Source organism: Ideonella sp. P3_A4, from assembly GCF_056403075.1.
Map to the genome: position 1 here is coordinate 1 of NZ_JBFUGE010000172.1, position 11586 is coordinate 11586.

7 protein-coding genes and 1 pseudogene are annotated in these 11586 nt (G+C 67.0%); 1 reads left to right on the forward strand and 7 read right to left on the reverse strand.

What is annotated here, in order from left to right; translation table 11 throughout:
* Positions 1–216: 216 nt before the first annotated feature.
* Positions 217–1233, reverse strand: a complete 1017-nt coding sequence (locus AC1DYI_RS16275) for an AraC family transcriptional regulator (protein ID WP_477205174.1) — start codon at positions 1231–1233, stop codon at positions 217–219.
* Positions 1234–1395: 162 nt separating this feature from the next.
* On the opposite strand from AC1DYI_RS16275, the gene AC1DYI_RS16280 reads away from it, so the two are divergent.
* A complete protein-coding gene (locus AC1DYI_RS16280; protein ID WP_477205180.1) occupies positions 1396–2244 on the forward strand; it encodes a TauD/TfdA dioxygenase family protein in 849 nt (282 codons plus the stop codon).
* 44 nt (positions 2245–2288) lie between these two features.
* Here AC1DYI_RS16280 and AC1DYI_RS16285 read toward each other — a convergent pair whose 3' ends face one another.
* From AC1DYI_RS16285 to AC1DYI_RS16310, 6 genes and pseudogenes are all read right to left on the reverse strand, one after another.
* Entirely contained in the window at positions 2289–4805 is a 2517-nt protein-coding gene (locus AC1DYI_RS16285; protein WP_477205175.1) for an ATP-binding protein, read from the reverse strand.
* Between the two features lie 163 nt (positions 4806–4968).
* Complete coding sequence (locus tag AC1DYI_RS16290; protein ID WP_477205176.1) at positions 4969–8238, reverse strand: hybrid sensor histidine kinase/response regulator; 3270 nt, start codon at positions 8236–8238, stop codon at positions 4969–4971.
* A 566-nt stretch (positions 8239–8804) separates the two neighbouring features.
* Positions 8805–9881 (reverse strand): protein-glutamate methylesterase/protein-glutamine glutaminase, encoded by a 1077-nt coding sequence (locus AC1DYI_RS16295; RefSeq protein WP_477205177.1) that lies wholly within the window; start codon positions 9879–9881, stop codon positions 8805–8807.
* Positions 9882–9889: 8 nt separating this feature from the next.
* Positions 9890–10717, reverse strand: a complete 828-nt coding sequence (locus AC1DYI_RS16300; protein WP_477205178.1) for a CheR family methyltransferase — start codon at positions 10715–10717, stop codon at positions 9890–9892.
* A 10-nt stretch (positions 10718–10727) separates the two neighbouring features.
* Positions 10728–11285, reverse strand: a complete 558-nt coding sequence (locus tag AC1DYI_RS16305; protein WP_477205179.1) for a chemotaxis protein CheW — start codon at positions 11283–11285, stop codon at positions 10728–10730.
* Positions 11286–11314: 29 nt separating this feature from the next.
* Positions 11315–11586: pseudogene (locus tag AC1DYI_RS16310) on the reverse strand (methyl-accepting chemotaxis protein); the annotation flags it as partial.

Below are 11586 nucleotides of genomic sequence, written 5' to 3' on the forward strand. Positions count from 1 at the left end.
ACGGTTCCATGGTGGGTGGCTCGGGGGTGCGGGCGCAGGCTCCATTCGCGGTCGCCCCCACGGGTCTAGGGCACCACGGTGTCAATGCGGCTGTCCCTCGCGGTCTATGACAGTCGACCGCGAGCGTGAGCCGGAGAACGTACCCCCGGGCTACCCACCACGCGCAACCCTTCGCAGTGGTGTGTCTTCCCAGGCCGCAATCGGCCACGCGGTCGGCTATCTGTCCCGCGCTACTCCGCCGCCGGCGCGGCTCTGCGTCGGGCTGCAGCCGAACTGGCCTTGGTACCAACGAGAGAAGCCGCTCGGTGCGGCAAAGCCGAGCAGCGCGGCCACGTCGATCAGCGGGCGGTCGCTTTGCGTCACGTAGCGCGTGGCCAGCTCCACGCGCAGCTGGTTGACCAGTTCGGAAAAACTCACTCCCTGATCGGCCAGGCGGCGCTGGACCGTGCGGCCCACCAGACCCAGGTGCTCGGCGACCAGCTCAATGTTGCAGCGGCCCGAGGGCAGCAGCAGCAACACCGTGCGGCGCACGTCTTCGAGCACGGTGCGTGAGGTGTCGACCTCGACAGTCTCGTCGAGCAGGCGCTGGGCGTAGCGCGCCATCAGCGGGTCGGCACTGGCGTTCTTCGCATCGAGCTCGGCCTTGGAACAGACGATGCCGTTGAAATCGTGGTTGAACTCGACGCAAGGCCCGAACACGCGCAGGTGAGTGCTGGTGTCCTTCGGTGGCGCGTGCATGAAGCACACGCGCCGCGGTCGCCAGTCGTCACCCAGGATGCGTCGCATCAGGCGCAGCAACACACCGATCGCCAGCTCGATCGCCTGGCGTACCGGCACGCCCGGGCCGACGACGATCTCCTCGCGCACCACGACCACGCCGGCTGATTCCTCGAGCATGATCGCAATCGAGCCGTTCAGCGCCGCGTGGTAGCGGATCAGCACCGCCAGCGAGTCGCGCAGCGTCGGCTGGTCGCGGATCAGCAGGCCCACCGGACCGAGGTTCGACAACTGGCGCGACTCGGCCATGTGCAGGCCGAAACTCTCGAAGCCGGAGGCCGCGGCCGAAGCCTCGAGCAACTGGGCCACGCGGTCGGCCGGCAGCTTCAGATCGGGATCAAGAAGCATGCTGGACGCCAGGCCTGCATCCATCAGCATGCGGTTCGGGTCCAGCCCGGCACCGCGCGCGACGTCGACATAGTTGGTGAGGCTGGCAGCGCGAACCAGGTTTTGCATGTCGCCAAATGGTAAGTTGATGGCCTCGCTCGTCAAGCCGGGGCAAACCGCGTTGCCCACACTGGGACCCGGCAGAAAGCCAGACGATTGGAGACCCGCCCCATGACGCCCACCACCTCGTCCGCCCCGGCCCTCGTGCGTGCCGGTGTGCTGAAGTCTTCGATCCGGGTCGAGCCCTTGACCTGCAGCATCGGCGCCGAGCTCGCCAACATCGACCTCGGTGTTGCGGCCGAGGACGATGACCTGTTGGCTGAGGTGCGTGCCCTGCTGCTCAAGCACCGCGTACTGTTCTTCCGCGACCAGGACATCACGCGCGCCCAACACGTGGCCTTCGCGCGCCGCTTCGGCGAGCTCGAAGATCACCCCGTGGTCGGCAGCGACCCCGAGCACCCAGGCCTGGTTCGCATCTACAAGACGCCTGACGCGCCGATCGACCGCTACGAGAACGCCTGGCACACCGATGCCACCTGGCGCGAAACGCCGCCCTTCGGTTGCGTGCTGCGTTGCGTCGAATGTCCGCCCGAGGGTGGCGACACGATGTGGGCCAACATGATCGAGGCCCATGCCCGCCTGCCCGACGATGTGAAGGGGAAGATCGCTGGCCTGCGCGCCCGCCACAGCATCGAGGCCAGCTTCGGCGCGGCGATGCCGATCGAGAAGCGCCTGGCCCTGAGGGCTCAGTTCCCCGATGCCGAGCACCCGGTGGTGCGCACCCACCCCGAGACGGGCGAGAAGGTGCTGTTCGTCAATGCCTTCACGACCCATTTCACGAACTACCACACACCGGCGAATGTGCGCTTCGGTCAGGATGCCAACCCCGGCGCGGGCCAGTTGCTGGCCTACCTGATCAGCCAGGCCTGCATCCCCGAGTTCCAGGTGCGCTGGCGCTGGAAGCGCAACAGCATGGCCTTCTGGGACAACCGCTCGACCCAACATTACGCGGTGATGGACTACCCGCCCTGCCACCGCAAGATGGAGCGCGCGGGCATCGTCGGCGACCGGCCGTTCTAGTCAAGGAACAGCACCTGGCTGCACGCTGCACGCCGCACGAAAACCTAGTCGAGCCACCGGCTCAGCGTGGCAAACAGGTCGCCTGAGACAAACGGTTTGGTCAGGCGGTCGTTCATGCCGGCATCCAGGCACTTCTGGTGGTCACCCACCAGCGCATGGGCGGTGACCGCGATGATCGGCAGATGCGCGTTGCGCGGGTTCTCGCGAATCAGCGCGGTGGCCCGGTAGCCATCCATCACCGGCATCTGCACATCCATCAGCACGGCGTCGAAGTCCTGGGCGTTGATCAGTTCGACGGCCGCCTGGCCGTCGCCAGCGATCGTGACCTGCATGCCGCCGATGTGCCCCAGCAACTCGGAAGCCACGAGTTGATTCAGGTCGTTGTCTTCGACCAGCAGCACCTTGCGGCCACGCAGCGAGGCCGGCGCCTCGGCGAGGACGTCGCGCGAATTGGCACTGTCGTCGCGCACCTGGATGTTCGCCGGCGGCGCGTGGGCCCCGATCGGCCTGCTCGGTGATTCGGCGCTCTTTGCTTGCGTCAGACCCAACGGGACCGTGAAGTGGAATTCGCTGCCCTTGCCGGGCTGGCTGCGCACGCCGATCTCGCCGCCCATCAACGCCACCAGCCGGCGGCAGATCGCCAGGCCCAGGCCGGTGCCGCCGTGCTTGCGGGTGACGGAAGCGTCCAGCTGCTCGAAGGGCTGGAACAGCCGTGCGGTCTGCTCGTCGTCCATGCCCATGCCGGTATCGCGCACGGTGAAGCGCAGGGTCACGTGGTCTGGCGAGTCGGCCGCGAGCCTGACCGTGCTCAGCTCGACCACTCCCTGCTCGGTGAACTTGACCGCGTTGCTGCACAGATTGATCAGCACCTGTTCGAGACGCAAGGCGTCGCCGGTCAGCATGCCCGGCACGTCGGGCGCCGTGTTGATCAGCAGCTCCAAGCCTCTTTCCTGCGCCTTCAGGCCGATCACCGCGGTGACCCGCTCGAACACCGCCTGCAGCTCGAAGGGCCGGCTCTCCAGTTCGAGCTTGCCGGCCTCGATCTTCGAGAAGTCGAGCACATCGTTGACGATGCCCAGCAGCGAGTTCGCCGCCCCTTGGGCCTTTTCCAGGTAGCCGCGTTGGCGCGGCGTCAGCTCGGTTCGCAAGGTCAGGCCGTTCAGACCGATGATGGCGTTCATCGGTGTGCGGATCTCGTGGCTCATGTTGGCCAGGAACTCGGCCTTGGTTCGCGCGGCCGCATCGGCGGCGTCGCGCGCGGTCGCCAGCTCGCGCGTGCGCTCGACGACCTTGCTCTCCAGCGATTCATTGGCCTCGGCCAGGCCGCGGGTGGCCGTCAGCAACTGGGTGCGCATGTCTTCCTGCGCGCGGGCGAGATCGTCCAGTTCGCGCCAGGGCGTTTGCACCGGTTCGGTCGGGTCGAGCTCCAGTCGCCCGATGCGTGCACTCTGGCTGGCGAGTCGGGCCAGGGGGTCGGCAAAGCGGCGAGCCAGCTGAGTCGCCAGCAGCCACGCAAGCGCCAAGGTAACCAACGCGATCGTCGCCAGGGCGGCCAAGGGCTGTGTGCTGGCGAGCGAGAACTCGCGCTCCGGCGCCATCGTCGCCACCCAGACGGCATGGTCGCCAAAACGGCTGCGTCGAACGGTGGCGAGCCAGTCTTGCCCGTCGGCCGTGAAGTGCAGCAGCTCGCCGTCGAGCTGTCCGGTGGAGCGCCACTGCGACAGGCAGATCGACAAAGGCTTGATGCCCAGGGTGTCGATGGGCTTGAGCACCGCTGCCTGCACCTGCGCATCTTCTGCAAAGCGCTCATCGCGTGGCGCCCCGAGCAGCTTGCCGTCGTCGCTGAACAAGGCGACGAAGCCGCTCTGGGCCACGGTGATCTCGCGGGTGTAGCGCGACAGGTCGATCAGCTTGAGGTCGGTGGTCATGACCCGGCGCTGGCCGTCGGCGCCCGTCCAGCGCACCACCACCGACAACCCGGGCTGCTGGCTGGAGCGGAACACGTAAGGCTCGCTCCAGAAGATGCCTTCGGGCTCGGTGAGCGCCATCCCGCCCTGGAACCAGGGCCGCTGGCGCGCGTCGTACTCGAGCGGGTGGGTGTCGCTGCTGGTGGCCTGGCCCTGTTTGTCGTAGTGCAGCAGGCGCGCGCTGCCGGGCTGACGCTGCGGGTCTGTCAGGCGGTTCAACCAGCTGCCGTCGGGTTGGCGCATCAGCAGCAATTCGCGGCCCGACTCGTTGGCCACGACCACCGACGAGATGCGTGGTCCACGCTCCAGCAGCGGCATCAGCAGGCGGTTGAACGCCGCCGGGTCATCGATGTCGATCAGGCCGCGCTGCCCCCACTCACGGTTCATGTTGACCGTGGCCTCGACCCGACCGACCAGGTTGCGCAAGCGCGCCTCGACCTGGCCCGAAGCGAAGCGAAGCTGGGCATCGGCCACATCGCGCCGGGCCGGCACCCACACGAACGCGTACAGCGCGGCGGTGAAGGCCAGCAGCAAAGCCAGCACCAGACCGGCGGCCGCCAGCACCAGGCTGCGTCGCAACGAGACGCGCTTCACGGGGTTGTCCAACGACATCGGGGGGTGGGCGGCCGCTCCCTGTCGTTTGATGCCGCCTTGCGTTGCAGTGTAGGCATGTTGGTGTGCGGCGTCACCTTGGCGTGGTCACCGTCCCGCTCCTGAGAGGTGATCGCAGGGTGTGAATCCGAGCAAGCGCCGTCGGTCACGCCTCAGACTGACTTGTCAGGCGGCCAGCCAGGTAGACACTCAATCCCGTCGACACCCGACCGTGCTCGAGGGAGATCTCTTCGGCCAGTCTGTCGATACGTGCGTGATCGTTCACGTCAATGGCGGACTGAAGCGATCGCGCAGTTGTCGACAACGCTTGCGCTCCCAGGATTCCCGCTGTGGAAATCATCGAGTGAGCCATCAACATCGCTTGGGCCAAGTGGCCAGCGTCCAGCTTGGCCTTGATCTCCGCGGGCCAGTTGGCTCCGCCAGACACGAAGCGTCGCGCGATCTTGTCGTACAGATCGACCTTGCCCATGCAATGCCGCAGCCCTTGTTCTACCGAAACGCATCCGTCAGACGGCACAGGCGCAGCAGATACTTCTGCAGTGGGCGCCGTCCTACCCGTCCAGCGCGCGAGCATGGCGAATAGTTGGTTCGGATCGAACGGTTTGGTGACGAAGTCGCTCATGCCGGCGGCCAGGCAAAGTTCGCGGTCCCGTGACGTGGCGTGCGCCGTCATGGCGATGACAGGCAAGGCTTGGAGTGCCGGCTCCGCGCGAAGGCGTCGGGTTGTTTCAAACCCGTCCATGTCGGGCATTTGAACGTCCATCAACACGACGTCGAATCGCTGGGTGCGCAGCAGCTCCAGTGCCCGTTGGCCGGTGGGCGCCACCGTCACGTCCATGTGCGCCACGCTTGTCAGGAGCTCTTGTGCGACCAATTGGTTGAACTCGTTGTCCTCGACGAGCAGCACGCGCCGCCCGGCCAGCCGACGCAAGGTTCGAGGGTCTTCCTTCGGCGTCGCGGCCGCGCTCGCCAAATCAGCTTGGGACATGCCCAACGCGTCGACGATGGCTTGGCGCAACGCGCCCTCGGTCACTGGTTTGCACAAGCACCCGTTCAGGCCGGCGGCTTGCGCACGCTCTGCCGTCGCATCGTCGCCGTACGCCGTGACGAGGATGACGCGGGGTTTGTGCGCCAGCTGCTCATCGGCCGCAATGCGTCGCGCGGCCTCGAACCCATCCATGCCTGGCATCTGCCAATCCATCAGGACCACGTCGATTGCCGCTTGGCGCGCATCGCCGAGTATCGCCAGGCATTCGCTTGCATCGATCGCGTACACCAGGTCACATCCAAGCGGGCTGAGCATTCCCGCCATCACATCGCGTGCGGCATGGCTGTCGTCGACGACCATCACGCGCAAGCCGCGAAGGTTTGCCGGCGCCGCCACGGCCGCCGTCGGGACTGGGGCCAGCTCCAGATCAGCTTCGAACACGAACTCGCTGCCCAAGCCTGGCTGACTCGACACACGGATGGCGCCGCCCATCAGTTCAACCAGTTGCCGGCAGATTGCCAGCCCGAGGCCGGTGCCGCCGTATTGGCGTGAGGTTGAAGCGTCAGCCTGTGCGAAGGGCTGGAAGAGTCGTGCGCACTGGACGGCGTCCATACCGATGCCGGTGTCGCGGACGGAGAACCGCAGATGACCAGGTCGATCGGTCTTGCTGACGCGCGACACCGTGACCACGACTTCGCCGTCTGCCGTGAACTTGACTGCGTTGCTGCAGAGGTTGATGAGAACCTGGGTCAAGCGCTGTTCGTCGCCAATCAAATGCCTGGGGACGTCGGCGGCAACAGCGATGAGCAGCTCCAGGCCTTTCTGCTGTGCCCGCTGCCCCACCATCGCCACCGCATGTTCCAGCACGTCGTCGAGCGAGAACTCCCTTCGCTCCAGTTCCAGCTTGCCCGCTTCAATCTTCGAAAAGTCCAAAATGCCGTTGATCAGTTCCAGCAGCGACTCGGCTGCGGTCTGTGACTTGGTCAGGTAGCTGCGCTGCTTGGGCGTCAGCTCGGTGCGCAACGCCAGCCCCGTCAGTCCCAGCACTGCGTTCATCGGCGTGCGAATCTCGTGGCTCATGTTGGCGAGGAATTCGCTCTTGGCCTGACTGGCGGCTTCTGCCGCAGCGCGCGCCTGCATCGCCTGCCTGTTGGCCGTGATGTCCAGGCCCACGAGCAGTCGGCACGGGTCGCCGCCATATTCGATGGGCTCGATGCTCAGCAACAGCGTGACGCCGCCGCCGGATCGGTTGGTGCCGTGCACTTCGAGGTTGCGCACCCGGCCCGCCATGCGGAATTCGGCCATCGCGCGCTTTTGATCTTCTTCCCGCAACGCGATCCCCGCTTCGGCAACCGTTCGTCCGACGATCTGGTCGCGCGACGACTCGTACAGGTCGCAGCAGGCCGTGTTGGCTTCGACGATGCGCTCGTCCCGCTCGGAGACGACGAGCATGATGGTCGCGGCCGCGTCGAAGACACGGCGAAACCGTGTCAAGCCGGCCTGGGCCTGCGAGGTGGCCAGGCGGGCTTCGTTGGTGGCGGCACGCTGCTGCCGCAGTGCAGTGCGAAGCCTCAGGCCGAAGACCACCACGCCGCCGAGGCCGAGCAGGAACACCGCCCCGGGGCCCACCGAAGCCGCAACCCACAACCGATAGAGCTCGGCCTGCGGGATGATGGCGCCGACGTACAGCGGCAACGATGGCGACTTGGAATAACCGACGAGTTGGCGCTCCCCGGTCAGGAAGTTGTCGCTCTCGAAGTTGCCCACGCGCCGCGAGCGCAACTCGCGCAGACTGTCTTGGGCCAATGGCGGGCCGCCCACTTCAAAGCTGTCGCGCGCCTTGTAGTAGCGCAACAGCCTCGTTCCGTCGGCGGTCACCAACGAAACGAACCCGTCGCGCAACAACAGCAGCGTGTCCGCACCGGCCACCAGCCGCTTGGCCGGAATCAGGGCGACGGAGTCACCGCCGGCCCGGCCGAGTGAGACCACCATGGGCACGTACCAATCGGCCTGGCCCGGCAGCCTGATCGCCGGCCGGATCTCGACCTCCGGCGCCGCCACGGCATCGGCCAGCGCTCGCACCTCGCGCTCCAATTCCGGTGAGGCCCGCTTGCCGGCCTGGTCGACGACGACAATGTCGACGCGCCCCTTCGAGCGGTAAGCCAGATAGGCCGAGGTCGGGTCGAAGCGCATTGCGTTGCGCAGCACGCCTTCGATCCGCTCCGGTGCCCCGCCAGACTCCACCAGGTCGGCACCGATCCCGCGCAGGCTGTACTCGGACTGGATCAGCCGCGCACTCACCGCTGATTCCAGCCCCATGGCCACGTGCGTCACGTTGTGGCGGCCTGTGCGCCAGACATCGGCCCGTTGCTGAAGGATCAGGTAGACGGCCGACGCCGTGAGCAGCGCCAGCGCCACGCCCAACATGACGCTGATCCGCCGGCTCGACCAGGCAGGAGTAGACAGCTGCCCTGCCACCGCCTCCGAGGCACCACCTTGCACACCCGCTCGGGGCTCGCCCAGCGCACCGGCCGAATCGCTGGCCGCGACCCCGTCAGTCTGCGTCGAAATGGGTCTCATCGATGCTCCCAGATCTTTTGGACGTGTATGGCTACTGTCAATGCAGTCGCCTCACGAGCCTCCGCAGACTAACCCGAACGTGGCAAGGGCCCTGCGCAGTCGCCGAAAGCTCGAACTGCCGATGATGTTCCGAAGGGTTCGTCCGCCCTTGCGCGAGATCAAGTCACTTGCGTACAGCGACAAAGGCAAATCGCTGATTGCCCAGGTCGTCGAGGGCCGCAAGGCCTTCTTGGCCTCCTTCACCCGGGTTGATGAAGTGCTGAAGGAAGACCATCGTGACAACGCCACTCAAGAACTGCTGGAGGTCACGCTGCCGTCGCATGACGCGTCGGATCGTCTGTCGTTGACGTTCTGCGGTATCCCTGCCGTGAGGTCATGGTCCAAGCCATCGCGGCCGGTGTCCAGGCGCTGCGTCAGCGCCCGGGCCGGGCGAGTTGCGCCAGGATCTCGCGGTCGATGGCGTGCAGCGGCACGCTCTTGTCGACCGCGCCGCGCCGGACGGCTTCCTTGGGCATGCCGTAGACCACGCAGCTGTCTTCGTCTTGCGCCACGGTGCGCGCGCCGGCCTGGTGCATCTCCAGCAGGCCGGCCGCGCCGTCGTCGCCCATGCCGGTCATGATGATGCCCAATGCGTTCGAGCCCGCCGCGCGTGCCACCGAGCGGAACAGCACGTCCACCGACGGCCGGTGCCGGCTCACTGGCGGGCCATCGACCACGTCGACCACGTACTGCGCACCGGCGCGCCGCAGCAGCATGTGGCGACCGCCCGGTGCGATCAACGCGCGGCCAGGCAGCACGCGGTCGTTGCTCTCGGCTTCTTTCACGCTGATGGCGCAGAGCTGGTCCAGCCGCTGAGCGAAGGCGGCGGTGAATTTCTCGGGCATGTGCTGCACGATCAGCAGCCCGGGCGACACACGTGGCAGCGCCGTCAGCACCTGCTCGAGCGCCTGGGTCCCGCCGGTGGAGGTGCCGATGGCCACCACCTGCTCGGTGGTCTGCAGCATCGCGCGGGGCTGCGCCGCGGGCAGGATGGCGTCGGCCGTGAGGCGCACCGGCGCTTCGGGTGCGGCCGCGCGGGCGCCTAGCCGCGCCACGTTGGCGCGCGCTGCGGCGCGCACAGCCGCCACCAGCTCGGCCGCACTGTCGTTCAAAAAGCGTTTCAGGTCGAGCTTGGGCTTGGTGACGATCGCCACCGCACCGGCCGACAGGGCTTCGACCGAAGTCGTCGCGCCTTTCTCTGTCAAGGTCGAGCAGATCACGACCGGCGTCGGCCGCTCGGCCATGATCTTGCGCAGGAAGGTGATGCCGTCCATGCGCGGCATCTCGACATCGAGCACGATCACATCGGGCCAGCTCGACTTCATCCGTTCGATGGCCAGCAGCGGGTTTGCGACCGCGTGCAGCACCTCGATGCCCGACGCCGCTTCGAGCAACCCGCCCAACACCTGCCGCACCACCGCCGAGTCGTCGACGATCATCACCTGGATCATGGGAGCCCTCATTGCCTGCGGTAGACCGAAGGCGCCAGCGGGCGCAGTTCGGGGTGCATGTCGGTCAGCGATTCCGAGTGACCGATGAACAGCTGGCCGCCGGGCTTGAGCGTCTGCACCAGCCGGGCGACCACGCTGCGCTTGGTCTCGGCGGAAAAGTAGATCATCACGTTGCGCAGGAACACCAGGTCGAACAGGCCCAGCCGCGGCAGTGGCCGGTCGAGGTTGATCTGCGTGAAGCGAACCCGCTCGCGCAGGCTGCGGTTCACGAGCAGCGTGCCCTCGTGCGGCCCGGTGCCGCGCAGGCAGTGGCGCTGCAGGTCGGCCGCGGGGATGCCGTCGGTGCGTGTTTCCGGGTAGTGGCCGGCACGCGCGCGCACCAGCATGCGGTTGCTGATGTCCGAGGCCAGCACCTCCCAGCCGAGATCGCCCTGGCAGTCGGCCAGCACCATGGCGATGCTGTAGGGCTCTTCGCCGCTGGAGCAGGCGGCGCTCCACACGCGCAGGGGCCGACCCTCTTTGCGCGCCGCCAAAGCCATCTCGCGCAACAGCTCGAAGTGCCGCGGCTCGCGGAAGAAGTAGGTCTCGTTGGTCGTCAGCAGGTCGACCGCGAGCTGGGTCTCGGCGTTGTCTTGTCCGCTGCGCAGCAGGCCCAGGTACTCGGTGTAGCTGCCCAGATGGCGCTCGCGCAACCGCTTTTCCAGGCGCCCGCTGACCAGGGCCTTCTTGTTCAGCGACAGGGTGATCCCGGCCTCTTCGTGGATGAAGGCCTGGAACTGAAGAAACTCCCGGTCGCTCAGTTCGGCCGTCGTGCAGGGTGCCGAAACCGTGTGCATGGCGCGGTGCTCAGTGCGCGGCCAACAGGCGCGTGCTGTCGATCGCTTCGGCGGCTTCGGTCGCCGCGAGGCCATCGATGGCCAGCACCTGCTGGATGTCGAGCAGGATCACGAACCGGCCGCCGACCTTGCCCATGCCGAGCACGAAGTCGGTGGCGATGGCCATGCCGAAGCCCGGCGGCGGTTCGATGTCACCGGCGGCGATCTCCTGCACGGCATTCACCGAATCGACGACGATGCCGACCACCTGCTGATCACCGCCGATCGCCAGCTCGACGATCACGATGCAGGTGCGTTTGCTGACTTCGCCGGCGGGCTTGCCGAAGCGCACCGCCAGGTCCATCACCGGCACCACGGCGCCGCGCAGGTTGATCACCCCGCGGATCGTGGCCGGCATCATCGGCACGCTGGTCAGGCCACCGTATTCGATGATCTCCTTGATCGACAGGATGCCGATCGCGTACACCTCGCCGCGCAACATGAAGGTCAGGTACTGCGTCGGGTCCTGCGCCAGGGCGCGGCTGGACTCGGTCGGGCCGCGCGCGGCGGCTTGAACAAGAGCGTTCATCTCTCGGTCCTCGCTGGTCGACGGTGCGGTCAGTACTTGACGAACAGGGCTTCGTCGAGCGCCACGTCGTGCCGTGCTTCGGCGCGCGGTGCAGAGCGAGGCGCAGGAGAGGACGCACGCGCCGTCGACCTGCGCGGCGCGCTGCGTTGCGGTGCAGCTGCGACGGCGCCGGTCTTGAAGAAGGCGATGATGTTCTGCAGCTCTTCGGCCTGCCCGCTCATCTCTTCGGCCGTGGCGGCCAGCTCTTCGGAGCCGGCAGCGTTCTGCTGCGTGGTCTGGCTCAGTTGGGCGACGGCAGCGT

What these genes read in the sequence shown, in the direction of transcription:
- AC1DYI_RS16275 (WP_477205174.1), bottom strand. Translation starts at nt 1,233, where the DNA reads ATGCAAAACCTGGTTCGCGCTGCCAGCCTCACCAACTATGTCGACGTC.
- AC1DYI_RS16290 (WP_477205176.1), bottom strand. Translation starts at nt 8,238, where the DNA reads ATGTTGGGCGTGGCGCTGGCGCTGCTCACGGCGTCGGCCGTCTACCTG.
- AC1DYI_RS16295 (WP_477205177.1), bottom strand. Translation starts at nt 9,881, where the DNA reads ATGATCCAGGTGATGATCGTCGACGACTCGGCGGTGGTGCGGCAGGTG.
- AC1DYI_RS16300 (WP_477205178.1), bottom strand. Translation starts at nt 10,717, where the DNA reads ATGCACACGGTTTCGGCACCCTGCACGACGGCCGAACTGAGCGACCGG.
- AC1DYI_RS16305 (WP_477205179.1), bottom strand. Translation starts at nt 11,285, where the DNA reads ATGAACGCTCTTGTTCAAGCCGCCGCGCGCGGCCCGACCGAGTCCAGC.